The 25446-nt window shown below is 69.0% G+C and carries 27 protein-coding genes; 12 read left to right on the forward strand and 15 right to left on the reverse strand.

All coding sequences use genetic code 11. The annotated features are described in order from the left end of the window. Positions 1-4 precede the first annotated feature (4 nt). The 4 genes from AB0I04_RS16500 to AB0I04_RS16515 form a co-directional block, all read right to left on the reverse strand. Positions 5-796, reverse strand: a complete 792-nt coding sequence (locus AB0I04_RS16500; RefSeq protein WP_360884919.1) for an SAM-dependent methyltransferase — start codon at positions 794-796, stop codon at positions 5-7. Positions 797-1014: 218 nt separating this feature from the next. Continuing rightward, positions 1015-3522, reverse strand: coding sequence for an ATP-dependent Clp protease ATP-binding subunit (locus tag AB0I04_RS16505; RefSeq protein WP_360884922.1), 2508 nt, complete (start codon positions 3520-3522; stop codon positions 1015-1017). A gap of 243 nt (positions 3523-3765) precedes the next feature. Continuing rightward, positions 3766-4086, reverse strand: coding sequence for an Lsr2 family protein (locus AB0I04_RS16510; RefSeq protein ID WP_252779361.1), 321 nt, complete (start codon positions 4084-4086; stop codon positions 3766-3768). A gap of 146 nt (positions 4087-4232) precedes the next feature. Beyond that, a complete protein-coding gene (locus AB0I04_RS16515; protein ID WP_360884925.1) occupies positions 4233-4376 on the reverse strand; it encodes a hypothetical protein in 144 nt (47 codons plus the stop codon). Between the two features lie 523 nt (positions 4377-4899). Here AB0I04_RS16515 and AB0I04_RS16520 point away from each other — a divergent pair. Then, complete coding sequence (locus AB0I04_RS16520) at positions 4900-8193, forward strand: UvrD-helicase domain-containing protein (protein WP_360885342.1); 3294 nt, start codon at positions 4900-4902, stop codon at positions 8191-8193. Here AB0I04_RS16520 and AB0I04_RS16525 read toward each other — a convergent pair. The 4 genes from AB0I04_RS16525 to AB0I04_RS16540 are packed head-to-tail and all read right to left on the reverse strand — an operon-like array spanning position 8179 to position 10108. After that, complete coding sequence (locus tag AB0I04_RS16525) at positions 8179-8736, reverse strand: RDD family protein (RefSeq protein WP_360884928.1); 558 nt, start codon at positions 8734-8736, stop codon at positions 8179-8181. The two genes, AB0I04_RS16520 and AB0I04_RS16525, sit on opposite strands and share 15 nt — an antisense overlap. Continuing rightward, a complete protein-coding gene (locus AB0I04_RS16530) occupies positions 8733-9320 on the reverse strand; it encodes an RDD family protein (RefSeq protein WP_360884931.1) in 588 nt (195 codons plus the stop codon). Before AB0I04_RS16530 ends, AB0I04_RS16525 begins: the two co-directional genes overlap by 4 nt. 3 nt (positions 9321-9323) lie before the next feature. Then, positions 9324-9833, reverse strand: a complete 510-nt coding sequence (locus tag AB0I04_RS16535; RefSeq protein ID WP_360884933.1) for an amino-acid N-acetyltransferase — start codon at positions 9831-9833, stop codon at positions 9324-9326. Positions 9834-9877: 44 nt separating this feature from the next. Continuing rightward, the gene (locus AB0I04_RS16540; protein ID WP_360884936.1) at positions 9878-10108 is read right to left on the reverse strand and encodes a LuxR C-terminal-related transcriptional regulator; all 231 of its coding nucleotides are present in this window, start codon (positions 10106-10108) and stop codon (positions 9878-9880) included. A 503-nt stretch (positions 10109-10611) separates the two neighbouring features. On the opposite strand from AB0I04_RS16540, the gene AB0I04_RS16545 reads away from it, so the two are divergent. From AB0I04_RS16545 to AB0I04_RS16555, 3 genes are read left to right on the forward strand one after another with little or no spacing between them, the layout of a single operon-like run. Next, on the forward strand, positions 10612-11583 hold the full coding sequence (locus tag AB0I04_RS16545; protein WP_360884938.1) for a LacI family DNA-binding transcriptional regulator: 972 nt from the start codon (positions 10612-10614) through the stop codon (positions 11581-11583). A gap of 41 nt (positions 11584-11624) precedes the next feature. Further along, positions 11625-11966 (forward strand): PadR family transcriptional regulator, encoded by a 342-nt coding sequence (locus AB0I04_RS16550; protein ID WP_360884941.1) that lies wholly within the window; start codon positions 11625-11627, stop codon positions 11964-11966. After that, on the forward strand, positions 11963-12988 hold the full coding sequence (locus tag AB0I04_RS16555; protein ID WP_360884944.1) for a hypothetical protein: 1026 nt from the start codon (positions 11963-11965) through the stop codon (positions 12986-12988). The genes AB0I04_RS16550 and AB0I04_RS16555 overlap by 4 nt, the downstream gene beginning before the upstream one ends. Positions 12989-13069: 81 nt before the next feature. On the opposite strand, the gene ugpC is transcribed toward AB0I04_RS16555, so the two are convergent. Next, a complete protein-coding gene (ugpC, locus tag AB0I04_RS16560; protein ID WP_360884946.1) occupies positions 13070-14293 on the reverse strand; it encodes a sn-glycerol-3-phosphate ABC transporter ATP-binding protein UgpC in 1224 nt (407 codons plus the stop codon). Positions 14294-14452: 159 nt separating this feature from the next. Here ugpC and AB0I04_RS16565 point away from each other — a divergent pair, with 159 nt between their 5' ends. Continuing rightward, the gene (locus AB0I04_RS16565; RefSeq protein ID WP_360884949.1) at positions 14453-15220 is read left to right on the forward strand and encodes an IclR family transcriptional regulator; all 768 of its coding nucleotides are present in this window, start codon (positions 14453-14455) and stop codon (positions 15218-15220) included. A 150-nt stretch (positions 15221-15370) separates the two neighbouring features. After that, the gene (locus tag AB0I04_RS16570) at positions 15371-15562 is read left to right on the forward strand and encodes a DUF5999 family protein (RefSeq protein WP_360885345.1); all 192 of its coding nucleotides are present in this window, start codon (positions 15371-15373) and stop codon (positions 15560-15562) included. Between the two features lie 168 nt (positions 15563-15730). Here AB0I04_RS16570 and AB0I04_RS16575 read toward each other — a convergent pair whose 3' ends face one another. The 4 genes from AB0I04_RS16575 to AB0I04_RS16590 all read right to left on the reverse strand — a co-directional run bounded on the left by AB0I04_RS16575 (position 15731) and on the right by AB0I04_RS16590 (position 18168). Further along, complete coding sequence (locus AB0I04_RS16575; protein ID WP_360884952.1) at positions 15731-16297, reverse strand: hypothetical protein; 567 nt, start codon at positions 16295-16297, stop codon at positions 15731-15733. Positions 16298-16457: 160 nt separating this feature from the next. After that, entirely contained in the window at positions 16458-16790 is a 333-nt protein-coding gene (locus AB0I04_RS16580; RefSeq protein WP_360884955.1) for a hypothetical protein, read from the reverse strand. A gap of 8 nt (positions 16791-16798) precedes the next feature. Next, on the reverse strand, positions 16799-18013 hold the full coding sequence (locus AB0I04_RS16585) for an MFS transporter (RefSeq protein ID WP_360884957.1): 1215 nt from the start codon (positions 18011-18013) through the stop codon (positions 16799-16801). Further along, positions 18010-18168, reverse strand: coding sequence for a hypothetical protein (locus AB0I04_RS16590; RefSeq protein ID WP_360884960.1), 159 nt, complete (start codon positions 18166-18168; stop codon positions 18010-18012). The genes AB0I04_RS16585 and AB0I04_RS16590 overlap by 4 nt, the downstream gene beginning before the upstream one ends. A 357-nt stretch (positions 18169-18525) precedes the next feature. Here AB0I04_RS16590 and AB0I04_RS16595 point away from each other — a divergent pair, with 357 nt between their 5' ends. The 6 genes from AB0I04_RS16595 to AB0I04_RS16620 all read left to right on the forward strand — a co-directional run bounded on the left by AB0I04_RS16595 (position 18526) and on the right by AB0I04_RS16620 (position 23233). Beyond that, a complete protein-coding gene (locus tag AB0I04_RS16595; RefSeq protein WP_360884963.1) occupies positions 18526-20478 on the forward strand; it encodes a tetratricopeptide repeat protein in 1953 nt (650 codons plus the stop codon). An 18-nt stretch (positions 20479-20496) separates the two neighbouring features. Continuing rightward, positions 20497-20970 carry a GNAT family N-acetyltransferase gene (locus AB0I04_RS16600; protein ID WP_360884966.1) on the forward strand — a complete coding sequence of 158 codons (474 nt, stop codon included), beginning with the start codon at positions 20497-20499 and terminating at the stop codon, positions 20968-20970. After that, entirely contained in the window at positions 20967-21743 is a 777-nt protein-coding gene (locus tag AB0I04_RS16605) for a helix-turn-helix transcriptional regulator (RefSeq protein WP_360884969.1), read from the forward strand. The genes AB0I04_RS16600 and AB0I04_RS16605 overlap by 4 nt, the downstream gene beginning before the upstream one ends. A 5-nt stretch (positions 21744-21748) precedes the next feature. Further along, positions 21749-21901: a DUF397 domain-containing protein gene (locus tag AB0I04_RS16610; protein WP_360885348.1), complete on the forward strand. Its 153-nt coding sequence runs from the start codon at positions 21749-21751 to the stop codon at positions 21899-21901. Positions 21902-22054: 153 nt separating this feature from the next. Continuing rightward, on the forward strand, positions 22055-22654 hold the full coding sequence (locus tag AB0I04_RS16615; RefSeq protein ID WP_360884972.1) for a DUF1266 domain-containing protein: 600 nt from the start codon (positions 22055-22057) through the stop codon (positions 22652-22654). Between the two features lie 45 nt (positions 22655-22699). Continuing rightward, a complete protein-coding gene (locus AB0I04_RS16620; RefSeq protein ID WP_360884974.1) occupies positions 22700-23233 on the forward strand; it encodes a GNAT family N-acetyltransferase in 534 nt (177 codons plus the stop codon). Positions 23234-23251: 18 nt separating this feature from the next. On the opposite strand, the gene AB0I04_RS16625 is transcribed toward AB0I04_RS16620, so the two are convergent. Next, positions 23252-23707, reverse strand: coding sequence for a DoxX family protein (locus AB0I04_RS16625; RefSeq protein ID WP_360884977.1), 456 nt, complete (start codon positions 23705-23707; stop codon positions 23252-23254). Positions 23708-23917: 210 nt separating this feature from the next. Beyond that, positions 23918-25405 carry a bifunctional lysylphosphatidylglycerol synthetase/lysine--tRNA ligase LysX gene (gene lysX, locus AB0I04_RS16630; protein ID WP_360884980.1) on the reverse strand — a complete coding sequence of 496 codons (1488 nt, stop codon included), beginning with the start codon at positions 25403-25405 and terminating at the stop codon, positions 23918-23920. Between the last annotated feature and the right edge of the window lie 41 nt (positions 25406-25446).

A 25446-nucleotide genomic window follows, 5' to 3' on the forward strand; every position in this document is an offset into this window, starting at 1 on the left:
GCGGTCAGCGCTTGATCGCAATTCCGCCGTACATGTGCGGCGCGGGATCGTCCGGATCGGCCGAGGGGCCGTCAAGATTCCACTCGGTGACCTTGGTGACGCCCGGCTCGACGAGGTCCAGGCCGTCGAAGAACCGCTCCGTCTCGACCTTGGTGCGCATCTTCATCGGAATTCCCTGGGAGCGGTAGGCGGCCACCCCGTCGGCCAGCGGGCTCTCTCGCTCGGCGTCGGGAACCACCGAGATCGCCAGCACGCTGCCCGGCGCGAGCGGCTCCACCAAGGCCCGTACGGCCTCGTGGGCCTCGTCCTCGTCGATGAAGAACTGCAGGATCGCGATGAGAGTGAGGGCGACCGGCCGGCTCAGGTCCAGGGTCTCGTGGAGCCGGGCCGACTCGAAGATCGTCTTGCTGTCGCGCAGGTCGGCGTCGATGTAGGCGGTCCTGCCCTCCGGAGAACTGGTGAGCAGCGCCCGGGCGTGCGCGAGCACGATCGGGTCGTTGTCGACGTAGACCACCCGCGTCTCCGGCGCGATCTCCTGGGCGGCCTCGTGCAGGTTCGGCGAGGTCGGCAGGCCGGTGCCGATGTCGAGGAACTGCCGGATGCCCATCTCGCGCACCAGGTAACGGGTCATGCGGAGCATGAAGTCTCGGTTGGCCCGCATGGAGACCGGCAGCGTGGGCAGATGCTTCACGATCTCGGCCGCCGCCGCGCGATCCGCCGCGAAATTGTCCTTACCGCCCAGCATGTAGTCATAGATCCGCGCGGAATGCGCGATATCAGTACGCAGATCCGTCACGTGGACCGCTCCGTCGCGCCGTTGCCCGCGCCGATCCCGCTCGCCGCCTCGCCCACGTGCGACCCTCCCGTACGGCATCCAGGAGTAAATGATCTTACTAGATGCCCGCCAGAGGGAACGCGATTGGTCAAATACAGAAAGCACAGAAACCGGACATATCGGGAAATGCAGAGGCCCCGCGCTCTGTGGGAGCGCGGGGCCTCTGACGTCGTACCGGGTTACGGGTGGTTGATCGACTCGGCCGCCGGGGGCGGGGAGTCGGGGACCGAGCCGGGCTTGGGCTCGCCGGTGAAGGTGAACTTCGCCGTCTCGCCGCTGCCCTCGACCCCGACGATGACGATCTCGCCGGCGTGCAGGTCGTTGTAGAGGATCTTCTCGGACAGGTTGTCCTCGATCTCCCGCTGGATCGTGCGGCGCAGCGGACGGGCACCCAGCACCGGGTCGTACCCGCGCTCGGCCAGCAGGTCCTTGGCCTCCTGGCGAAGCTCGATGCCCATGTCGCGGTCCTTCAGCCGCTCGTCCACCTTGGCGATCATCAGGTCGACGATCTGGATGATCTCCTTCGGCGTGAGCTGGTGGAAGACCACGGTGTCGTCGACACGGTTGAGGAACTCCGGCCGGAAGTGCTGCTTGAGCTCTTCGTTGACCTTCGCCTTCATCCGGTCGTACGAGCCCTGCTCGTCGTTCTCCCGGGCGAAGCCGACGGAGAGGCCCTTGGAGATGTCGCGAGTGCCGAGGTTCGTCGTCATGATCACGACGGTGTTCTTGAAGTCCACGACCCGGCCCTGGGCGTCGGTCAGGCGACCGTCCTCCAGGATCTGCAACAGGGAGTTGAAGATGTCCGGGTGGGCCTTCTCGATCTCGTCGAACAGGACGACGGAGAACGGCTTGCGGCGGACCTTCTCGGTCAGCTGGCCGCCCTCTTCGTACCCGACGTAGCCGGGCGGGGAGCCGAACAGCCGCGAGACCGTGTGCTTCTCCATGAACTCGGACATGTCGAGCTGGATCAGCGCGTCCTCGTCGCCGAACAGGAACTCCGCCAGGGTCTTGGACAGCTCCGTCTTACCGACACCGGAGGGGCCGGCGAAGATGAACGAGCCGCCGGGACGCTTGGGGTCCTTCAGGCCGGCGCGGGTACGCCGGATCGACTGCGACAGCGCCTTGATGGCGTCGTTCTGGCCGATGACCCGCTTGTGCAGCTCGTCCTCCATGCGGAGCAGCCGTGTGGTCTCCTCCTCGGTGAGCTTGAAGACCGGGATGCCGGTGGCCGTGGCGAGCACCTCGGCGATGAGCTCCTCGGTGACCTCGGCGACGACGTCCATGTCGCCGGCCTTCCACTCCTTCTCCCGCTGTGCCTTGGACTGGAGAAGCTGCTTCTCCTTGTCGCGCAGGGCGGCGGCCTTCTCGAAGTCCTGCGCGTCGATCGCGGACTCCTTCTCGCGCCGCACGTCGGCGATCTTCTCGTCGTACTCACGCAGGTCCGGCGGCGCGGTCATGCGGCGGATGCGCATGCGCGAGCCGGCCTCGTCGATGAGGTCGATCGCCTTGTCGGGCAGGAACCGGTCGCTGATGTAGCGGTCGGCGAGCTGGGCGGCGGCCACGAGCGCGCTGTCGGTGATCGACACGCGGTGGTGCGCCTCGTAGCGGTCCCGCAGGCCCTTGAGGATCTCGATCGTGTGGCTGAGCGAGGGCTCGGCCACCTGGATCGGCTGGAACCGCCGCTCGAGCGCGGCGTCCTTCTCCAGGTACTTGCGGTATTCGTCCAGCGTCGTCGCGCCGATCGTCTGCAGCTCGCCGCGGGCCAGCATCGGCTTGAGGATGCTGGCGGCGTCGATCGCGCCCTCGGCGGCACCCGCGCCGACGAGCGTGTGCAGCTCGTCGATGAACAGGATGATGTCGCCGCGCGTGCGGATCTCCTTGAGCACCTTCTTCAGTCGCTCTTCGAAGTCACCGCGGTAGCGCGAACCGGCGACCAGGGCCCCGAGGTCCAGCGTGTAGAGCTGCTTGTCCTTCAGCGTCTCGGGGACCTCACCCTTGACGATCTTCTGGGACAGGCCCTCGACGACCGCGGTCTTACCGACGCCGGGCTCACCGATCAGCACCGGGTTGTTCTTGGTACGGCGGGACAGCACCTGCATGACCCGCTCGATCTCTTTCTCTCGCCCGATGACGGGGTCGAGCTTGCCTTCGCGCGCGGCCTGGGTCAGGTTGCGGCCGAACTGGTCCAGCACGAGCGAAGTCGAAGGCGCGGCCTCCGACGGGCCGCCGGACGACGCCGGCTCCTTGCCCTGGTACCCGTGCAGCAGCTGGATCACCTGCTGGCGGACGCGGTTCAGGTCGGCCCCGAGCTTCACCAGGACCTGGGCCGCCACACCCTCACCCTCGCGGATCAGGCCCAGCAGGATGTGCTCGGTCCCGATGTAGTTGTGGCCGAGCTGCAGCGCCTCCCTCAGCGACAGCTCAAGGACCTTCTTCGCCCGCGGAGTGAACGGGATGTGTCCCGAAGGAGCCTGCTGCCCCTGGCCGATAATCTCTTCGACCTGCTGGCGGACGGCTTCGAGGCTGATGCCCAGGCTCTCCAGAGCCTTGGCGGCAACACCCTCGCCCTCGTGGATGAGGCCCAAGAGGATGTGCTCGGTGCCGATGTAGTTGTGGTTGAGCATCCTGGCCTCTTCCTGAGCCAGGACGACAACCCGCCGCGCGCGGTCCGTAAACCTCTCGAACATCTCGTCGCTCCTCACAGAGCGGTTGGGCAGTAGCCGGGATGTCCGACCCTGTCCTTCCGCATGCTAGCCCCGCCCCGCGGTCACTGCCTCGGCGCCGTACCAGAAGAGATTCCCCGGGCTAGGGCTGTTCATCCTCATCCAACTACCGCGCGGGCCCTGGATGTTCCCCGTACGCCGCAAGCGAACGGCCCGCTGCCGATAAATGTCGGGCAACGGGCCGATCTGCGTTGTGCATGCCGCGGGTCAGTGCGCGCGCTCGTACTCCTCGACGACAGTCGCCGGGATACGGCCGCGCTCGTTGACCTTGATGCCACGTGCCTTCGCCCACGCACGGATGTCCGCGCTGCGCTCGCGGCTCGAGGCGGCACGGCTGCGGCGGCGGCGTCCCACGCCGGCCCTCCGCGCGTGCTCCACGAACGGCGACAGAGAATCGCGCAGCTTCTTTGCGTTGTCGCTGCTGAGATCGATCTCATAGGAGACTCCGTCGATGGAGAACGGAACCGTCTCCTCCGCCTCGCCGCCATCGAGGTCGTCGATGAGGCGCTTAATGATCTGCTCTGCCATGGAGACTGACCTTTCACCGGAGCAAACTGCATTCGGTTGCCAAAGATATACCGCCACAGTGGTCGATGACAATTCGAACCACAGATCCGAGTTTAGCACGCCCGTTACGCAGCGTTATCCCCAGCAATCGCTCCGGATCCCTGGGGTTACTGGCCGCTCCGGCGGTTCTCCGGGGTGCGTTCGCGGCGGCGCTTACCGCCCATCTCTCGCCGCACCACCCAGAACACGCCTGCCAAGAACGCGGCGGCCACGGTGAGAGGCGGCGCGAGCGCCGCCAGGTCCTTCCACATCCAACCCACGCCTTCCGTTCCCGTCGGGTTTAACGGGACGCTCGCCCGGACTCAGTGGCCATGGGCGTGCATCCTCATGGTGAAATTGTCGCGCAGCACGTCCCGGTGGGGACACCCGCCCCTTTCCGGACCGGGCACCCGGCGAACATCGGACCCGCAGGAGCGCCGGGATTCGGCGGTCCCATCGCGAGACCCATGGTCAACGAGCGAGACCACTACCGGTGTTCCCGCAGCGTCCTGCGGTCGAGGCGGCGGAGCTGCGGCGATGAGACTGAGGCGCTAAACCTGGTCGTGTCTCCGTTTTCGCGATCGTCCCGGCATGGCGAATAACCGTGTCGAACCGGCGCTTAAGCCCCAGCACGGCACGCGAATGTGCCGTGCCGCCCGGCCGTGGAGTCCGGGATCCCCTGTGGCGAAGGGGCTCCGCGAATCCGCCCGGCCCCGCGATCCGGCGATCATAAGTCTCCGAGCATGGCAGGATCCAATGGGGTTGGGTCGGACGATCGAGACGACAGGCGACGACGTGATGTTCTACGCGGACCTTCATATCCATTCGAAGTACTCCCGCGCCTGCAGCAAGGACTGTGACCTTGAACACTTGGCCTGGTGGGCCGGGCGCAAAGGCGTATCGGTCGTGGGCACCGGGGATTTCACGCATCCGGCGTGGATGGAGGAGCTGCGGCAGAACCTCGTTCCCGCTGAACCGGGCCTGTTCCGGCTGCGGCCCGAGCTCGAGCGACGGGTCGCTCGCACACTACCGCCCGCGTGCCGGGCTCCGGTGCGCTTTCTGCTCTCCGTCGAGATCTCCACGATCTACAAAAAGGGTGAACGTACACGGAAGGTACATCACCTTCTTTATGCCCCCTCGTTCGAGGCGGCCGAGCGCATCACCACAGCGCTGGCCCGGATCGGCAACCTCACCTCCGACGGGCGACCCATCCTCGGCCTCGACTCCCGACACCTTCTCGAGATCACACTGCAGAGCGACCCGGGGTCTTACCTCATCCCCGCGCACGTGTGGACGCCGTGGTTCTCCGTCATGGGGTCCAAATCCGGGTTCGACGCCGTCGCCGACTGCTACGACGATCTGGCCGACCACATCTTCGCGGTCGAGACGGGCCTTTCTTCCGACCCCCTCATGAACTGGCGGGTCGAATCGCTGGACCGGTACCGTCTCGTGAGCAACTCGGACGCGCATTCCCCGCCCGCGCTCGCCCGCGAGGCGTCGGCCTTCGACACCGACATGGACTACTACGCCCTGCGCGCCGCCCTGGAGACCGGCGACGGGTACGCCGGGAGCGTCGAGTTCTTCCCCGAGGAGGGCAAGTACCACCTCGACGGGCACCGGAAGTGCGGCGTACGGCTGGAGCCCGAGGAGACCAAGGCGCAGGACGGACGCTGCCCCTCCTGCGGCCGGCCACTGACGGTCGGCGTGCTGTACCGCGTCGACGAGCTCGCCGACCACCCGGAGGGAAGGCGGCCCGAGGGCGCGGCGGACTTCCGCAACCTCATCCCGCTGCCGGAGATCGTCAGCGAGATCCGCGGCGTCGGGCCGCGCTCGAAGTCCGTGCTGGGGCACATCGCCGAGCTCGTGTCGACGCTGGGGCCGGAGCTCGCGATCCTCGACGAGGTGCCCCTGGACGACGTACGCCGGGCGGGCGGCGAGCTCCTGGGCGAGGCCATCGCCCGGCTGCGCCGCGGCGAGGTCGTCCGCGACGCCGGGTACGACGGCGAGTACGGCGTGATCCGGCTCTTCGAGCCCGGCGAGCTCCGCCGGGAGGGCAAGCTCGCCGTCGGTCTCCTCGGCGCGCCCGACGACTCGGGCCTCTTCGATCTTCCCGAGACCGCGCCCGCGAAGGCCGTACGGGAGCCGGGCCTGTTCGACGTGCCCGGCGCCGACGACCGTCCTCCTCCGTCCCAGAGCACCGCTCCGGAGCCGTCAGAGGCCACAGAAACGCCCGACGAGGTCGGGCCGGACGAAATACCTATCGAGGGGCAACAGGACATCCTGGAGGCCGTCGAGGCCGCCGAGCAGGACGATGCCGCCGGAGGGCCCACGCCGGACGAGAGCCGACACGGGCTCGACGGGGAATCGGCACCCGACACGGGCTCCAGGCGATCAGCGCCGGACGGGCGCTCCGGGGAATCAGTGCCGGACGAGGACCCTGGAAGATCCGTACTGGACGGGCTCGACCCCGATCAGCGCGCGGCGGCCGCGCATCCCGGCGGGCCGCTGCTGATCATCGCCGGGCCGGGCACCGGGAAGACCCGCACACTCACGCACCGGATCGCCCACCTCGTCGGCGAGCGCGGCGTCCCGCCGGAGCACTGCCTGGCGATCACGTTCACCCGGCGGGCGGCCGAGGAGATGCGCGAGCGCCTTGACGCGCTCCTGCCCGGACGCGCCGCCCGGCTCACCGTGACGACGTTCCACGGCCTCGGCGCGCTGATCCTGCGCGAGCAGCACGCGCGGGCCGGGCTCCCCGACGGCTTCCGCATCGCCGACGAGACCGACCGGCTCGACGTCGCCCGGGAGATGACCGGCACGGACAAGGAGGCACGGCGGCTGCTCGCCGGGTTCGACGGGCCGGGCGGTCCGGAGGAGTCCGAGGCCCGCAGTGCCTTCGAGAAGCGGCTGCGCGAGCGCGGCCTGGCCGACTTCACCGACCTGCTCCGCCTCCCCGTACGCCTTCTGGAAGAGGACCCGGAGCTGGCGGAGGCGTACCGCGGCCGCTGGCCGTGGATCAGCGTCGACGAGTACCAGGACGTCGACGAGACGCAGTACGCCCTGCTGCGGCTGCTGACCCGGCCCGACGGGGGGCTCACCGCGATCGGCGACCCGGACCAGGCGATCTACTCCTTCCGGGGCGCGGACGTCGGTTTCTTCCTGCGATTTCAGAACGACTTCGCCGGCGCGACGACGGTGCAGCTCACCCGCAACTACCGCTCCGCGCCCGCGATCGTCGACGGGGCCGTACGCGCGATCGCCGCCACCAGCCTCGTGCCCGGCCGGACGCTCGTCCCGCAGCGCTCCGGCGACCGGCTCATCCAGGTGCACGAGACGGCCGACGCCCAGGCGGAGGCCGAGTACGTCACGACCACGATCGACCGGCTGCTGGGCGGGTCGTCCTTCCACTCGATGGACTCCGGGCGCTCCGACGGCCACCACGCCGACCATCTCGACTTCTCCGACATCGCGGTGCTGTACCGGACCGACGCGCAGTCCGAGCCGGTGATGGAGGCGCTGACCCGCGCCGGCATGCCGTACCAGAAGCGCTCGCACGACCGGCTCCTCAAGCGGCCGGGCGTGCGGGAGCTCGCGCACGAGCTGCGCCATCACGGCGGGCCGCTGCGCGACCGGCTCCGCGCCGCCGTCGGCGCGCTCATCGAGATCCACGACGAGGCCGTGCTGTGGTCTGCGGCCGAGCTGCTGACGCCGCTCGCCGTCCGCTGCGGCGACGACCTGGAGGCGTTCCTCGGCGAGCTGGCGCTCGGCGCCGAGGTCGACGCGTACGACCCGCGCGCCGACCGCATCGCGCTGCTGACGCTGCACGCGGCCAAGGGCCTGGAGTTCCCCGTCGTGTTCGTCATCGGCTGTGAGGACGGCCTGCTGCCGCTGCGGCTGCCGGACAGCGACGAGGCTGAGGAACGCCGGCTGTTCTTCGTCGGCATGACGCGGGCGCAGACGCACCTGTTCCTGTCGTCCACGCGGCGCCGGGAGCCGTCGCCGTTCCTGCGCTCGATCCCCGCCGAACTGGTGACCCGCCCGGAGGCCGCCCGCCGCCGCCCCCGCGACCGTCAGCTACGGCTGATCTGAGCGCGGCTCGTCCACGAGCCCCGGCTCCGCCATGGAACCCGGCTCCTCCACGGGATCGGGGTCGTCGGCGGGGGCGGGGTCGCTCAGGGCGCGCGGCCGGACGTCGATGACGAGGGTGCCGGCCGCGCGGTCGTGGAGCGCCTGGCGGTACGAGCCCTCGAACTGCAGGCCGTTCTCGGCCAGCCAGAAGATCGCGGCGAGGATGTTGAGGATCGGGACGGGCCGCGCGGCAGGCGGCAGCGCGTAGATCGCCGCGCGGATGAGCGCCTGTACGACGGTCGGCCGCTCCCCCGTCACGGAGATCACCCGCAGTCCGGTGAGACGCTTGCCGACCGTGCGCCCCCAGACGGCGAGCTGCACCGCCTCGTAGAGAAAGAAGGTCACGGCGAAGGCGATCGGCGCCACGACGGTCTGCGCGGTCTCGCGGGAGAAGATCTCGGTCGCGCCCGTGGCGATGGGCACGCCGACGATCAGGGTGTCGATGATGCGGGCGACCAGACGCTGCGACGGCTCGGCGACCGCGTCGACGGCCTCCTCGGTCACTCGTCCGCGAACTCTCGGTCGTCGACCACGACGGTGGCCGCCAGCCGGTCGTGCAGCCCTTGGTGCAGAGGCTGGTCCCAGATCGCCCAGAGGTACGCCATCACCGTGCCGACTCCGCAGCCGAAGAGGTACACGACGTTGTTGACCGCCGCCCGGGCCGCCGCGCGGGCAGGCGTCAGCGGCTCCCCGGTCTCGGTGAGCACCCGCAGGCGCAGCACCCGCTTGCCGAGCGTCTGCCCCCACAGCGCGAGCTGCACCGCCTCGTACGCGAACGGCAGGATGCCCAGGACGAGGATCCACCCGACGATGGCCGTACCCGACCAGATGCCGCCGCCGTCCTTGACGTGGTTGGCCGGCTCGTTGAGGCCCACCGCCGCGATCATGAACGGGAGGATCAGGGCGAACCCCACGACCCCGAGCAGCCCCGCGTCGATCAGCCGCGCGCCGGCCCGCCGGGCGATGGGGGCGAGGATCAGCTCCGCCTGCGGCTCCTGTCCGCCGTACGATCCGTGGTGCTCGCCGCCGTACGACCCGTGCTCCGCGTACTCCGCCGACCGGCCGTACTGCGGATATGGCTCGCTCATTCACTACCCTTCCAGGTGCAGCAGCATCCGGGTGTTGCCCAGGGTGTTCGGCTTGACCCGCTCGAGGTCGAGGAACTCCGCCACGCCGTCGTCGTAGCTGCGCAGCAGCTCCTCGTACACCTCCGGTGAGACCGGAGCGCCCTTGAGGGCCTGGAACCCGTGCCGGGCGAAGAACTCCACCTCGAACGTCAGGCAGAACACGCGGCGCACACCGAGCTCGCGCGCGGTCTCGAGGAGCCGCGCGACGATCCGGTGCCCCACCCCACGCCCGTGCCGGGACGGATCGACGGCCACCGAACGAACCTCGGCGAGATCCTCCCACATGACGTGCAACGCGCCACAGCCCACGACGTCACCGCTCTCCCGGTCCTCCGCGACCCAGAACTCCTGGACGTCCTCGTAGAGGGTGACGGTGGGCTTCTCCAGCAGCCGGCCCGGCCCGGAGTACAGGTCGATCAGCCGCCGGATCGCCCGGACATCGGTCACGCGGGCACGGCGGATCGCTATCTCCACAACAGGGGACACTAGCCGGAACGCCGGGATGCCCTCGTCACCGATCAGATGAGCTGCCTCCGTGCCGCCCATACGACGGCCTCGATAGGGGTGTTCACGTCAAGGCGGTCACAGATCGATCGCAGCCTCCTCCGCAAGGTGCGCGCGCTGAGCTCGAGTTTCCGCGCCGCCACATCTGCGGTGACACCTGTGGCGATCTGCGAGAGCAAGCGGAGCTCATCCTCGCTCAGACGCGGATCGTCGGTGCCACGACGTGTGAGTGTGGCCTGTTCCACTCCGTCCTCCCTCGTCCCGGGTGATGGCTGCGGGGATGCGGCGACCGCCGCATGGGCACGGGTAGGCCGGAGCGCGCTTGACCGGAGTTGGCCTCCCGTCCGCATGAGGATGCGCGACGCGGGAACTCCGGGTAACGATTCATACGTTGGAGAGTTGAGCGGGAACGCCGCCTCCGGTGCCAAGTCGATGGCACGAGGAAACGTCCCGGCGCTGGTGCCGGGACCGAATTCGGCGTGTCCGGATGGGGTCATGTGTGCGCCCTCGCCCCCATCCCTTTCGCGCAGTGATCCGGCAAAGATCGTGAATCGTTTCAAGCTACGCTCCGCTCCGGAACGCTAAGCGGCCGTCTGCGGGGCGTCAAGGGTTCGCATGTTACGACGCGTAGACGCTCATATCCGTTCCGCTACGTAACACATCGGCCACAGTTCTTCACCCTTGTCGACCTGCGAAAACCGCACTCACCGGGAAGGTGGAAGCGTTGACGCGCGTCAGTATCCGAGATGTGGCGATACATGCAGGAGTCTCGGTGGGCACGGTTTCGAATGTCCTAAATCGGCCAAATCTGGTGGCCGAAGCAACCCGGGAACGCGTTCAGGCCGCCATCGGCGAGCTCGGCTTCGTCCGCAACGAGACCGCACGACAGCTCCGGCAGGGGCAGAGCCACGTCCTCGGCGTGGTCGTCCCGACCATGGCCAACCCGTACTTCAGCGATGTCGGCCGGGCCGCCGAGACGGTGATGAACGCCGAGGGGTTCGACGCCCTCTGGTGCACCAGCGAGGGTTCTCCGACGAAGGAACAGCGCTGTCTGGACTTCCTGGAAGAGCAGAACGTCTCCGGTCTGCTGATCAGCCCACTGGATCTCGGTGCGGCCCGCGTCGCCGAACTGCACGGGCGCGGGCTCGCCGTCGTGCTGCTCGACCGGACCACCGCCGGCGTCTGCTCGGTGGCGGTCGACCACCGCGCGGGCGGAGCGCTGGCAGCCCATCACCTGCTGGGCCGGCGCCACCGCCGGCTCGTGTTCGTCACCGGCCCGCGGTCGATCCGACCGGTCCGCGAGCGCCACGCGGGCGCCGTACGCGCGGCCCGGGACGCGGGACTGGACGAGCACGCCCTGACGACGCTCGAGCAGCCGGAGATGACGGCGTCGGCCGGGCGCGATGCGGCCCGGCGGCTGCTCGAGCTGGACCCCCTGCCCACCGGGGTCTTCTGCGGCAACGACCTGCTCGCGATCGGACTGATCAACGAGCTCGTACGGGCGGGCGTGAAGGTGCCCACGGAGATCAGCGTGGTCGGCTACGACGACATCGACCTCGCCGCGACGGCCGTCGTGCCGCTGACGACCGTTCGCCAGCCACGGGAGGAGCTCGGCCGGACCGCGACCGAGCTCGCGCTCGCGGAGACCGGCGACCCGGAGCAGCACGAGCACCGGCAGGTCGTCCTGTCCCCCGAGCTCATCGTCCGCGAGTCCGCCTAACACCTTGCACGATATCTTGTGTGCCGATATATGTTGGCTCCATGACAGAACGAGCGCTGACCGAACAGGCGTTCCTGGTCCTGACGGCGCTGGTCGACGAGCCCCGGCACGGTTACGGCATCGTGGGCGAGGTCGAGCGGCTGTCCGAGGGCCGGATGCGACTGCGGATCGGCACCCTCTACGGAGTGCTGGACCGCCTGACGACGGACGGGCTGGTCGAACTCGACCGCGAAGAGGTCCACCAGGGCCGGCTACGGCGGTACTACCGGCTGACCGATCCCGGCGCGGAGGCCCTCGCGGCCGAGGCCGCGCGCCTGTCGGTCCACGTACGGGCGGCGACCTCACGCCTGCGTGCGCGTCGCGCGTCGGAGGGCACGGCATGACGGATCACACCGGCCAGGACGAGAGCGTGATCGTCCGGAGGTACCGCTCGCTGCTGCGGATCCTGCCGCCGTCCTACCGGGCGGCGCGGGAGGAGGAGATGGTCGCGGTCTTCGCCGAGGGTGTCGGCGACTCGGAGGAGGAGCGTCTCGGCCGTCCCGATCCCGCCGAGGCGATCAGCGTCGTGGGGCTCGCGGTGCGCGCCTGGCTCGGCGGACCGGGCTCCGCCCCGCGCCTTTTCTCCTTGGGGCAGACCGTCCGGTTGTTCGGGGCTCTCGGCCTCCTCGCCCAGGCCGTCCTGGCCGGCGCCGACGTGCTGCGCCTGCTGACCATCGTCTTCTTCGGATCCAACGAGACACGCCACGCGCTGCGGGTGATATACGGGACGAACGTCGCCTTGACCGTCGCGTGGAGCCTGGCGGTCCTGCTCTGCGTCCCGGCCTACGTCGCGCTCGTGCGGGGGCAGCACCGTACAGCTCGGGTGCTGGCGCTGATCTCCGTCGTTCCGCCGCTGATTCGCGTGGTCATAGAGCCGTGGACGCCATGGGTCTCCTTCGCCGTCCTCATCCCGGTCCTGCTGTCCGCAGTGGCGGTGGCGGTGGCGTTCCACCGGGACGCGCCGGCCGTCCGCCCCATCGGCGGGCTCGCGGCACTGCCGGTCGGCGCGGTGGCCGTCTTCGCCGCGCTCTGGCCCTCGAGCCTGGCACTGAACCTGACGCCGGACGGCGTGTGCGGCTGGATCGCGCTCGCCGCCGGTGCCTTCTGTCTGGTCCGCGGCCGCGCGGCGGCCGACCATGACCTCGCGCACCGTTCGTCGGCCATCGCGCTGTTCGCGGCGCTGATCTTCGGCGTGCGGATGGTCACGGCCATCGACTACGGCGGCACCGAGCCGTACGCCGCTCCTGTCCTGTACGGGCAGGCGGCGGCGCTGCTGCTGGTTGCCGGCCTGCTCGCGCGCGTCTCCGTGCGCACGCTCCGGCGCGCCGGGGCGGCGCCGGGCGAGAGGCTCGGCCGGCCCACATAAGCGCGTATCTACCCCGACCGACCTCCCGGGGGTCGCCACGCACGTGGCGTGGCGACCCCCGGTTGATCAGATGCCGCGACCTCAGGCGGTGGCGGCGGCGACCGTGGCGGCCTCGGGGTGGCCGATGGCAAGGCCGGTGCCGACGTCGAAGAAGTGCAGGCGGCTGGTGTCGATCGACAGCTCGATGTCCTGGCCGGGACGCACGTGCGAGCGGGCGTTGACGCGAGCGGTCCACAGCGCCTTGTTGTCCGCCAGCGGGATCGCGGCGTCGTCCTCGTCGGCGTCGTGGGCGAGGTCGGCGGTGTCCTTGTGCTCCACCGGCGGGGCGTCGATCGTGAAGATCACGTTGATCTCACTGCCGAGCTCCTCGGTGACGTCCGCGTGCGCCTGGATGGTCGGCCAGTCGCTGCCGTTGTGGCCGGCGTCCTCGAAGTCGGACGGCCGGACGCCCAGGATGATCTCCTTGCCGAAGTAGTCGTCGAGGCCGGGACGCTCCTCCAGCACCGAGCCCGGGACGGGCAGCTTGTTGCCGGCGAAGACGACGTGGGCGCCGTCGTCGCGGACCAGCTCGGCGGTCACGAAGTTCATCGCCGGGGACCCGATGAACCCGGCGACGAACAGGTTGACCGGGTTGTCGAAGAGGTTCTGCGGGGTGTCGACCTGCTGGAGCTTGCCCTCGCGCAGCACGCAGACCCGGTCGCCGAGGGTCATGGCCTCGATCTGGTCGTGGGTGACGTACACCGTGGTGACGCCGAGCCGGTCGTGCAGCTGGTTGAGGGAGGCGCGCATCGACACGCGGAGCTTGGCGTCGAGGTTCGACAGCGGCTCGTCCATCAGGAACGCCTGCGGCTCACGGACGATCGCGCGGCCCATCGCGACACGCTGCCGCTGACCACCGGACAGGGCGGCCGGCTTGCGCTTGAGGAACTGCTCGAGGCCGAGCATCTTGGCGGCCTCGTTGACCCGCTTCTTGATCTCCGGCTTCGGCGTGCCGCGCAGCTGGAGGCCGAACGCGAGGTTCTGCTCGACCGTCATGTGCGGGTAGAGCGCGTAGTTCTGGAAGACCATCGCGATGTCGCGGTCCTTGGGGGCCAGGTTGTTGACCACCCGGTCGCCGATCGAGATCTCACCGCCGGTGATGTCCTCCAGGCCGGCGATCATCCGCAGCGCGGTCGACTTGCCGCACCCGGACGGGCCTACGAGGACCATGAACTCCCCGTCCTGGATCTCAAGGTTGAGGTCGTCCACCGCCTTGACTTCGTTCGTGTAGGCCTTAACCACATGGCTCAGGACGATCTTGGCCATAGGGGAATCCTCCGGGTACTCGACCGCTAAAAGTGTCCACAACCATAACCAGTGTTCGCATATATGAACAAGGCTTGAACGAGACTAAGCTGTCTCCTGGCTCCGGCGTGGTCGCCGGGCCGCGCGATGAGCGCAGGCCGGGTGCTCTGGAGGGGTTGTATGGACGCGACCGAGCGAGCCGCGCCGGGCGTCAAGTCCGCGACGCGGACCGTCGCGCTGCTCGACTTCTTCGCCCGCCAGGGCGGGATGTACAGCCTGACCGAGATCCAGCAGGAGCTCGGCTACCCCAAGAGCAGCCTGTACGCCCTGCTCCGCACCCTCGTCCAGCTCGGCTGGGTGGAGACCGACCCCACGGGCACGCTGTACCGCATCGGCATGCGCGCGCTGCTCGTCGGCGCGTCCTACATCGACGGCGATCCCGTCGTCGGGATGGCCCACGAGGTCCTCGACTGGCTCGCGGAGGCCACCGGCGAGACCGTGCACTTCGGCCGCCTCGACGACTACGACGTCGTCTACCTGTCCTCCCGGCCGTCGCGGCACAACCTGCGGCCCGTCATCCGCGTCGGCCGGCGCGTGCCCGCGTACAGCACCTCGCTGGGCAAGGCCCTGCTGGCCGACCGCCCCGACCCCGTGCTCCGCGGCGCCCTCGAGCGCCAGACCGAGCACACGATCACCGATCAGGACGATCTCCGCGCCGAACTCGGGCGCGTCCGCGAACGCGGCCACGCCATCGACCGCGAGGAGAACACCTCGGGCGTCTGCTGCTTCGGGGTCGTCCTGCGGCTCCAGCGCCCGGCCCGCGACGCGATCAGCGTGTCGATCCCCGCCATCCGGCTCGATGACGCCCGCGAACGCGAGATCTCGGCGCTTCTCCTCCAGGCCCGCGAGCGCATCGAGTACGCCGCGTACCACCTGATTCACCCCTGAGCGGGTCTTCCGGCGACCCGCATACGTATACCTACGTACGCGGTTCAGGTAGTCGTCCGGGTATTTTTCCCACTTCGGTGGCGCAGGTCACGCGGCATGCTGGTGGATGAGAACGACTACATGCCCAGCGAAGAAAGGGGAGGTTCCGCGATGTGCCAGCACCAGCCGAAGTGCCCGACGGCGGACGCTCCCGATCACGACGCGGCTCGCCTCGTCTCATACCACCCCGAGCAGGGGTGGGGACTGCTCTGCAACGGCGTCATCGTCTTCGACGACACCGGCGAGCTGCTCCCCGACGGTCGTAGCGTCCCCACTCACCGGGAGCTCGCTTACGCCGCCTAAGACCAACGACCTTCCTCGCCTGCGGATCAGAGGAAAACCGGCCGGAGACGGCCGTACGAGGCCCTAGCCGGGCCGCCCCCACCCCCCCGGGACCCCTGAGACCCCCGGTCCCCCGGTTGGACGCCGGGGTCGACATGCCCACCGTGTCGACCCCGGCGTTCACGTCTCTCAGCCCTTCCGCGCCCGGCGACGGGCGTACGCGATCGTCAACACCGCCACGAGCGGCCCCCACGCCAGCAGCGGCGCGTAGCAGACGTCCATGATCACGCCGGCCGTACCCTGTGGGAAGTCGGGATTGTCCAACGGGCCGTGCGATGTCAGGGTGACCGCCGCGCACAGCCCCATCACCGCGACGGCACCGACCGACGCCGGGACGATCGCCACGAGGGGCGGGATGCGACGCCCGCCCAACCACGGCACCCACCCCGGCACGACCTCACCCCACGGCCGCACCAACCCGAGTGTGAGGAAGGCCGCGGCCTGCGAGGCCACCGACAGGAACAGCACGTACGCCAGGATCGCGGTCCCCGTGTACATATGCCCGAGCCGGCCGGTGAAACCGACGTCGACGCCGACGCCGAGCGCGAGCCGCCAGATCGAGGACGGGACCGTGCACAACACCGTCGCCCACGCTGCGACGACCGCCCAGCGGGGCACATCGGCCCCTCGCCGAGCCTGAGCGGGTTCGGGACGTACGACGTCGACGGTGGTGATCGAGACAGGCGGGGTGACCACGGCGATCGGACCTCCATATCCAGGCTGCGCTGACCTCTTAACGATCACGCGCGGCGCGTCCGGCCGGACCCCTCGCGGCGGTGAGGCCCCTCCCCCTCGCGGGGGAGATGTCAGCGCGGGCCGGGCATCGGAGCCCGGCCCGCGCTGACCGGTAGATCGTTCAGCGCCGCCGGTCGTGGGCGGCGTAGGTCTCGCGCAGCGACCGGGTGATGGCCTTCTGGCGATCCACGCGTTCCTTGCGCAGCCGCGCGTCGGTGCGGGAGGCCGCCCAGGCGTTCTCGCGCTCCAGCCTGCGATAGCTGTCCAGCCGCCGTCGGCTCAGCGCGCCGTCGGCGACTGCGGCCAGGACCGCGCAGCCTGGCTCGGACTCATGGCCGCAGTCGCCGAAGCGGCACTCCCGAGCGAACTCCTCGACGTCCGCGAACGTCCGCCGCAGCCCCTCCTCCGCGTCGTACACGCCGACGCGGCGCAAACCCGGAGTGTCGATGAGCACGGCGCGAATTAACGCCTGCGCAGCGGTGAGGCGATGAGGATGGCGAACGGGAACGCGAAGAGGCCGGCCGCGAGGCTGAGCGCCGCGCGTACCCCGGTCCAGGTGGCGATCAAGCCGAAGATCAGCGTGAAAAGCGGCCGGATCCCCCATGACAGCCAGCGTGTCGTGGCGTTCATCCGGCCGAGCAGGTCCGGTGGGCAGATGAGCTGCCGGTAGCTGAGGTTGGCGTTGACGTAGGCGAATTCGCCGGCCAGGGCCACGAAGTATCCGACGGTGACCACGACCTGACCGGTGAGACCCGGCCCGACGAGCACGGTCGGCACCAGGTCCAGTACGTACATCGGCGTGGTGACCAGCATCAGCAGCGGGAGGCCGAGCCGCCTGGCGAGCGGTTCGGTGCAGAGTCCGCCCAGCACGCCGCCGACCGCGGCGACCCCCTGGCACAGGCCGGCGACGGTCATCGACCAGTGCAGGTCGCGGACGACGTACAGCACCCACAGTGACCACGAGGCGCCGATCGCCGCCGAGACCATCGTGTTCGCCAGGACGACGGGTCGCATCAGCCGGTCGCGGAACACGTAGCGGAGACCTTCGCCGATCTCCGCCCGCATCCGGGTGCCGCGCCGTTCCGGAGGCGGTTCCCGGGCGGCGATCAGTTTCAGGGACACCGCGCTCATCAGTGAGGAGACCGCGTCGACCCCGATCGTCCCGGCGGCTCCCAGCGCGGCGACCAGCCAGCCGGCCGTGCTCTGCCCGACCACGGTCGCGAACGCGTAGGAGGCGCCGAGCTTCCCGTTGCCGTCGACGAGTTGCCGCGCGGGCAGCAGCGACGGCAGATAACTCTGGTACGCGGGATCGAAGAGGGCGGCGAGCGAGGCGACGACGAACGCGACCACGCTCAACTGCCACAGAGTGAGGTCGCCGCACACGATGGCGACCGGCACGGATCCGAGGGCCAGTCCTTGGAACAGGCTGCACCACACCATCAACGGCCGGCGCCGGAAACGGTCGACCAGCGCGCCCGCGGGCAGCCCGGCCAGCACGTACGGTACGAATCCCATCGCCGACAGCAGGCTCACCTGAAACGCCGACGCGTGCAGCACGGAAAGCGCGATCAACGGAACCGCCAGTTGGCTAACCTGCGTGCCCGTCATATTGATCGTCTGGCCGCCCCACAGCAGCATGAAGTCCCGGTGACGCCACAAAGAGTCGGCCCGCGTCACTCCGGCTCGCCCGGCTTCAACCGTCCGCGTCCTGCGTTATTCGCGAGCCAGGCATCAAGGGATTTCGCGAAGCAGGGTAATGCAGATGAATAATCACCGGCGAGGTGCGCCGAACAGCTTGGCGCGAGCAGCTCACGCACGTCGTCCGCTGGCACGCACGGCATGATATCCGGCGTCACCGAGTCCCGGTCAACCACTTGACAGGCCGCGACCTGCGATGTTGAGTGATCGGGACCCCAACCCATGACTCCACCCGAGAGGAGGGGGAGCGACGCATGAAGAAAATAGGTGTGCACAAGTCAGAGATAAAGCAACTGGGAGGCACGTCGGCCACGGCACACGGCAGTTCTTAATTACCTAAATTAATCGGCGACTGCCGATCCGGCCCGGCAGTCGCCAAACACCGATACCGTAGATGGAGCTTTGAGGTGCCGCTTCGTCATCGCGTCATAATCGTGCCCCCGAGTTGGGATCGAGAAAGCCTCGTCGATTCCTTGGGCCTACCGAAACTCTTGACGCCGGTAATCGACGCGCATGCCGCTCTCCGCGGCCCCTACACCGCGGGCGGCGCGATCATCAGGGCGGTTGCTCCCACGGCCCTCGCCATCGCACCGGACCTGGTCGAGCGGCACGATCTGGAGATCCGCACCGTCGCACCGGAACTTCGCGCCACGGTTCCAATCGGGCGAGAGACGCTGTTCCATCAGATTCCGGACGCGGAACGCACGCGTGTCCACTCTCGCCTCCGTACGACGCGGATCGCCCACGGAATCACCGACTTTCTTCAGGAGTACCTCAGGCGGCTGAACACGGAATCCGCCGCTCTCGTCCTGGAGAACGTCGACCAGGCCGACGCGACGGACCGCGAGCTGATCGCGATACTCCTGCGGCGATTCGACCCGTCGCTACTGTCCCTGCTCCTGTGCACCAGGACATCGATCGAAGGCTGGCCGCAGGCCGAGGCCATCGAGGGGAACACCGACGCCACGCCGCTCGACGATTCGGGTGACCTCGCCGCACGCGTTGTGGCCGCCGACGGCACGTGCGACGCCCCGCGGGCGCTCCAGGCCTACGAACGACTCGAGGCGAGCCAACGAGCGCGGCTGCACGACGCCCGCGCGGACGAACTCCTCACCGGAGACTGGTCATGGCGCCTCGGCGCCATCCCGTACCACCGCGAACGCGGCACCGACCCCGACGCCGCCGGCACCGCGCTCGCCGCCGCGCAGGATCACTGTTTCGCCCTGGGCTTCCACGAGGCATGCGTCGACCTCGGCCGGCGCGGGCGGGCACGAACCGAGCCCGGGGGCGACAACTGGTGGCGGTTCACCCGGCAGATGGCGCTGTCCCTGGCACTGCTGGGCCAGGGCGACCAGAGCGAGGCGCTCTACGGGGAGGCGTGCGCGGCCTCCGCCGACCCGGCCGTGCACCGCGTCGCCGCCTATGAGATCGCGATGCTCTACACCCGCCACCACGCCCCGGAACGACACGACTACACGCGGGCGATGGCATCGATCAACGCCGCGATCGCCATCGCGTCACTGCTCCCCGACCCGCAGGATCGGGCCTTCTACGAGATCTTCTACCAGAACGGAAAAGCCCTGATCGAACTCCGGCTGGGCAACCCTGCGGGGGCGCTGCGACGCGTCGACGAGGGCATCCGGCGAATGGACAGCGAGCTGCCGCCGGACCGGCACCTGCTCGATCGATGCACCCTGCTGTCCAATCGGGCGCGCCTGCTGGCCATGCTCGGCGACACCGCGGAGGCCCTGCACGCGTACGACGCGCTGCTCGCCGTCGACCCCGACTACGCCGAATACCACTTTGACCGCGCCAATCTGCTGCACGCGGCCGGACAGGACGAAGCGGCGCTGGCCGCGTACGACACCGCGATCCGCCTCGGCCCGCCCTTCCCCGAGATGTACTTCAACCGCGCCGTCCTCCATCAGGCACGCGATGACGCCCGTAAAGCATTGCGTGATCTAGGCCGGGTCCTCGACCTCGACCCCGGATACGTCGACGCGTATGTGAACCGGGCCGGCCTGCGATCCATGATCGGAGACGATGACGGCGCGGCGGACGACATACGGACCGGCCTCTCCGTGGATCCCGGCAACCCGCACCTGATCTGTGTACGCGGCCAATTGGCGGCCGCCGCGGGTAACGTCGACCAGGCTCAAAGCGACTTCGACACGGCGCTCGCCGCAGAGCCCGGACTCGTCGCGGCACTCGCCGGCCGGGCAGCGCTGGCCGAGGCGGACGGCAACCCGACAGCCGCGGTACGGGACCTCACGCGCGCCCTGGCGGCCGGCGAAGACGCCGCACTGCTGTACAACCGCGCCGTCGCACACCGATCCGCCGGGCAACTCGCCGAGGCACGCGCCGACATCGCCCACGCGCTGACATTGGCCCCGGACGATCCGGACATCGCTCAGCTCCGGATCGAGCTCGAGTCCTCCGATTGAAGGCGCCAAGATGATCAGATGACCGACATCGCGATTCGTCCTGCCCGGCCTGAGGATCTCGAGGTTGTCGCCGAACTGCGTTGGCGGTGGGTGGAAGAGCTCTACGGCACGTCCAGCACCCCACTGGACGAATTCGTCCCCCGCTTCGTGGCCTGGGCGGAAGAGAACCGGTCATCCCATCGGTGCCTGGTCATCGCCCGCGGCGACGTGGTCATCGGCATGGCATGGCTGGTGATCGTGCAGCGCGTCCCCCACCCCCGCGCATTCGAGCGAGCCTCGGGTGACGTGCAATGCGTGTACATGCTGCCGGAAGAGCGCAACGGCGGTCTGGGAGGCCGGCTGATCGACGCGGTCCTGGCACTCGGACGCGACCTCGGACTCGAGCGCGTGACCGTCCACTCCAGCGACCAGGCGATCTCGGCCTACTCCCGCCACGGCTTCACATCGTCGCCGCGCCTGCTCCAGGCGCATGTCAGGCAGAGCGCCGGTTGACCTCGGGGCGGGGCGGCGGCCCCGCCCGCCGCCACCGCGAACGCATGGGTTGGCACCGCGACGAACTCGCCAACCGCGTCGCCTGGTCGGTATGGACGATCACGTCAGTCGAGCAGGGCCGCCGCAAGCCCCCGCCGGGCTTCGGCGAGCACGTCGACGCCTTGTTCAACCTCCCGGGCGTCATGACCGAACTGGCCAAGAGGGCGCAGAAAGATCGCACCCCTTTCGGCGATCGGCTGGAGATCGAACAACGAGCCGGCTCGATCTACGAATACGACATGCGCCTCGTTCCCGGGCTGCTCCAGACGGAGGGTTACGCCCGCGCGGTTCACCAGGCTCGTCGTCGCACCCTCTCTTCGGAGGAGATCGAGCGCCTGGTCGAGCTGCGGATGCAGCGCCAAGAAATCTTCGAACGAGAACATCCGCCGATCCTGCACGCGATCATCGACGAGGCGGTTCTGTGCCGCCGAATCGGGGACCCAGCCACCGTGCGCGAACAACTCGCCGCGCTGACCGCCCCTCGCCAAAGCGTGACTATCCAGGTCCTCCCACTCTCGGCAGGTGCGCATGAAGCGATCGGTGGCCCGTTCACGGTGATGCGCCTGCCTGACGAACCAGACGTCGCCTACTCAGACGGCTGGTCGTACGGCCAGCTCATCGACACCCCTGCAGAGGTGCTCCGAGCACAGCACGCATTCGAGGAACTCGCCGCGTTAGCGTTGCCGCCGAACCTGTCGGCAGAGATGATCGAGGCATACGCGGAGGAGGCATGACAACGATGCGAACCTGGCGGAAAAGCAGCTACAGCGCGGATGGCGACTCAAACTGCATCGAAGTAATACTCCAATGGCGTAAGGCGACATACAGCGCTCACGGCGAGACCGAGTGCGTTGAAGTCTCCGAGTGGTCCAACGAAGCAGAATTGTCGTGAGTCTCCGCTGGGGGCGGTGCCATCGCTTCCAGCGCGTTCTACTCAGGCGAGAGTTTTCCCGCCTCACGAGAAGCCCGGGACCGGCGAGATCCTGGCCGTCTGGAGCGGCAGCCGGCCCCGGGCGGCGTGTCGTTTGTCGTAAGGTGCACGGTTATGTTGCGAGGGCCGAAGGTCGAGGAGAAGTATCCGGTTCCGTTGACGATGCACCAGCTGTGGATCGTGTCGCTGTGCGCTCCGGTCAATAGAGGGTCCGAGGCGTCGCGGACGACGCTGTATCCGTTCAAGCGGATCGATGACAAGCGCGCTCGGCGGTGGCTGACCGAGAACTGGGAGATCTCCTCGCAGGGCGACGTGGTCGAGTCGCTGAGCGGCCTGGCCGAGCGCGGCTACCGGGCGCAGATCGCCGAGCGGTTCGGGCTGTCGCCGCTGGCCTGGGATGTGGCGCTGTACGTGGACGTCGTCCGGAACGCGTTCGCCGCTGGCTACCTGGACGAGGGCGAGGCGTGGCAGTTGCTGTGGAACGTCGTGCGGCCGACCGCGGCGGCGTACGGGTCGTGGAAGGAGTACGCGGACGACTACCTTCTCGGCCGGATCGTCTGGATGGGCATGCTGCGCGGCACGCCGGACGAGGACTTCCCGGCGCCGCAGGAGGTGTCGGACAAGCACATCCAGACGCTCCTCGAAGCACCGGACAGCCCGTGGAACACGGTGCCCTGGCCCGCGATCGGCGAGCCCGACCGGCACCGTGCTTAGGGCGGCGGGTTGTCCGCGTCGGGGATCCATGGCGAGGATGGCGCCGTGATCGAGATACGTACGGTGCACACCGGGGAACTGGACGCCGCCGTCCTCAAGACGGTGCGGGCCCTCCTCTACGACGTCTTCGAGGGTGATTTCGACGATCAAGACTGGGATCACGCCCTGGGCGGGATGCACGTCCTGGCGTGGGAGGACGCCGAGCTGGTCGGGCACGCGGCCCTGGTCCAGCGGCGGGTGCTGCACGGCGGGCGGGCGCTGCGAACCGGCTACGTGGAAGCCGTCGGAGTGCGCGCCGACCGGCGCCGCCGGGGATACGCCGCCGCCCTGATGGACCCCCTCGAACGGATCCTGCGTGGCGCCTACGAGCTGGGGGCGCTCGGCGCCTCCCACGAGGCCGTGTCCTTCTACCGGGCGCGCGGCTGGACGCCGTGGCAGGGACCGACCTCGGTGCTCACGCCGACCGGCGTTGAACGTACCGAGGACGAGGACGGCTCCGTCCACGTCCTTCCGCTGGCGGCGCCGCTGGACCTGGCCGGCGAGCTCGTCTGCGATTGGCGGGAGGGAGCCGTCTGGTGATCGCCGAGGTGAACGGCCCTATGCCGTCGTCGCCGTTTCGGGGCGGGCGTCGGTGGTGCGGGCGGTGACCGCGGCACGTGAGCGGCTCACCAGCGAGTCGACGGCCCAGACACCGGGGCCGAAGACCGCGATCAGGAGGAACGCCCAGCAGAACATCGCGGCCGGCTCGCCGCCGTTCTGCAGCGGGATGATCCCCTTCTCCACGTGGACGGTGAAGTAGGCGTACGCCATCGAGCCGGACGCGAGGACCGCGGCGGGACGGGTCAGCAGGCCGATGAGGACGAGGGCGCCGCAGATCAACTGGATGAGGGCGGCGTACCAACCGGGCCAGGTGCCGACCGCGATGGAGTGACCGTTCCCGTGGCTTCCGCCGAAGACGCCGAACAGCGAGGCCATGCCGTGGAAGACGAACAGCAGGCCGACCACGATACGGAACAGGGACAGCACCGGGCCGCCGAGCCGATCTATGTTCATGAGAGCACCCTCCGGTTGACGTCCGATCGCGCGGTCAGAATGGGCTCTGACAAGTGAACTGTCAATAAGTCATCACGATTGACAATATTGAGGTCGCGTTGACCAGCGACTCTGTCGGCTGTCAGGTGGCCGATCCTGAAAGGAGGGTGAACGTGCCGTCTCGCGGACGGATCGAGCCCCGGCGGAGCGGACCGCCGGGGCTCGCGGAGGTCACTCCGGCTTGACGAGCGGGAAGAGGATCGTTTCGCGGATGTTCTTGCCGGTGAAGGCCATGATCATCCGGTCGATGCCGATGCCGACGCCGCCCGTGGGGGGCATGGCGTACTCCAGGGCCCGCAGGAAGTCCTCGTCGAGCTGCATGGCCTCCGGGTCGCCGCCCGCGGCCAGCAGCGACTGCTCGGTCAGCCGGCGGCGCTGCTCGATCGGGTCGATCAGCTCGGAGTAACCCGTGCCCAGCTCGGTGCCGAAGCCGATCAGGTCCCACTTCTCGGTGAGCAGCGGGTTGTCGCGGTGGGTGCGGGCGAGCGGCGAGGTCTCCAGGGGGTAGTCGCGCACGAACGTCGGCTGGACGAGGGTGTGCTCGACCAGCGCCTCGAACAGCTCCTGGACGAGCTTGCCCTGCCCCCACTTGGGGTCGAACTCCAGGCCGCGCTGCTCGCAGATCTTCCGGACGTCCTCGATCGGCGTCTCGGTGGTGATCTCCTCGCCGACCGCGTCGGACACCGAGCCGTACAGGGTGACCTGCGGCCACTCGTCGCCCGCGAGGTCGATCTCCTCGCCCTTGTGGACGACGACGGTCGTGCCGAGCGCGGCGACCACCGCGGCCTGGTACAGCTCGCGGGTGAGGGTGGCGATCGTGTCGTAGTCGCCGTACGCCTCGTACGCCTCGAGCATCGTGAACTCGGGGTTGTGCGTGGAGTCCGCGCCCTCGTTGCGGAAGTTGCGGTTGATCTCGAAGACCTTCTCGATGCCGCCGACGACGAGCCGCTTGAGGTACAGCTCGATCGCGATCCGCAGGTAGAGGTCCATGTCGTACGCGTTGATGTGCGTGACGAACGGACGAGCCGTCGCGCCGCCGTGGATCGGCTGCAGCATCGGCGTCTCGACCTCGAGGAACTCGCGGCCGGTGAGGTACTCACGGATCGCCCGGACCGTGTCGCTGCGCAGCCGGGCCATCCGCCGCGCGTCGTCGTTGACGATCAGGTCGACGTAGCGGAGGCGTACGCGCTGCTCGGGGTCGGTCAGGCCGGCGTGCTTCTCCGGGAGCGGGCGCAGCGACTTGGACGTCAGCGCGAACCGGTCGGCCATGATGGACAGCTCGCCGCGCCGCGACGTGATGACCTCACCCTCGACGCCGACGTGGTCACCGAGGTCGATGTCGCGCTTCCAGGATTCGAGGGCCTCCTCGCCGACGTTGGCGAGGGAGAGCATGACCTGGATGTCGCCGCTGCCGTCGCGGATCGTGGCGAAGCAGAGCTTGCCGGTGTTGCGGGCCAGGATGACGCGGCCGGTGACGCCGACCTTCTCCCCGGTCGACGCGCCCGGCTCGAGGTCGGGGTATTTCGCGCGGACCTCCGCGATCGTCGCGGTGCGCGGGAACCCGAGGGGGTAGGGGTCCACGCCGTTCGCGCGCAACCGGTCCACCTTCTCGCGGCGGACCCGCATCTGCTCCGGAAGATCGTCGTACGACTCGCTCACGGCTAAGAAGGCTACCGGTCCGGCGCACCCACCTCGGCCGC

The sequence above is a fragment of the Actinoallomurus sp. NPDC050550 genome, assembly GCF_040655075.1.
Classification (GTDB): Bacteria; Actinomycetota; Actinomycetes; order Streptosporangiales; family Streptosporangiaceae; genus Actinoallomurus.

Bases quoted from the DNA above. Each gene is read 5' to 3' on its own strand.
- AB0I04_RS16555 (WP_360884944.1), top strand. From the start codon at position 11,963: ATGACGGATCACACCGGCCAGGACGAGAGCGTGATCGTCCGGAGGTAC.
- AB0I04_RS16505 (WP_360884922.1), bottom strand. From the start codon at position 3,522: ATGTTCGAGAGGTTTACGGACCGCGCGCGGCGGGTTGTCGTCCTGGCT.
- AB0I04_RS16530 (WP_360884931.1), bottom strand. From the start codon at position 9,320: ATGAGCGAGCCATATCCGCAGTACGGCCGGTCGGCGGAGTACGCGGAG.
- AB0I04_RS16510 (WP_252779361.1), bottom strand. From the start codon at position 4,086: ATGGCAGAGCAGATCATTAAGCGCCTCATCGACGACCTCGATGGCGGC.
- AB0I04_RS16610 (WP_360885348.1), top strand. From the start codon at position 21,749: ATGCGAACCTGGCGGAAAAGCAGCTACAGCGCGGATGGCGACTCAAAC.
- ugpC (WP_360884946.1), bottom strand. From the start codon at position 14,293: ATGGCCAAGATCGTCCTGAGCCATGTGGTTAAGGCCTACACGAACGAA.
- AB0I04_RS16565 (WP_360884949.1), top strand. From the start codon at position 14,453: ATGGACGCGACCGAGCGAGCCGCGCCGGGCGTCAAGTCCGCGACGCGG.
- AB0I04_RS16615 (WP_360884972.1), top strand. From the start codon at position 22,055: ATGTTGCGAGGGCCGAAGGTCGAGGAGAAGTATCCGGTTCCGTTGACG.
- AB0I04_RS16550 (WP_360884941.1), top strand. From the start codon at position 11,625: ATGACAGAACGAGCGCTGACCGAACAGGCGTTCCTGGTCCTGACGGCG.
- AB0I04_RS16600 (WP_360884966.1), top strand. From the start codon at position 20,497: ATGACCGACATCGCGATTCGTCCTGCCCGGCCTGAGGATCTCGAGGTT.
- AB0I04_RS16570 (WP_360885345.1), top strand. From the start codon at position 15,371: ATGTGCCAGCACCAGCCGAAGTGCCCGACGGCGGACGCTCCCGATCAC.
- AB0I04_RS16625 (WP_360884977.1), bottom strand. From the start codon at position 23,707: ATGAACATAGATCGGCTCGGCGGCCCGGTGCTGTCCCTGTTCCGTATC.
- AB0I04_RS16515 (WP_360884925.1), bottom strand. From the start codon at position 4,376: ATGTGGAAGGACCTGGCGGCGCTCGCGCCGCCTCTCACCGTGGCCGCC.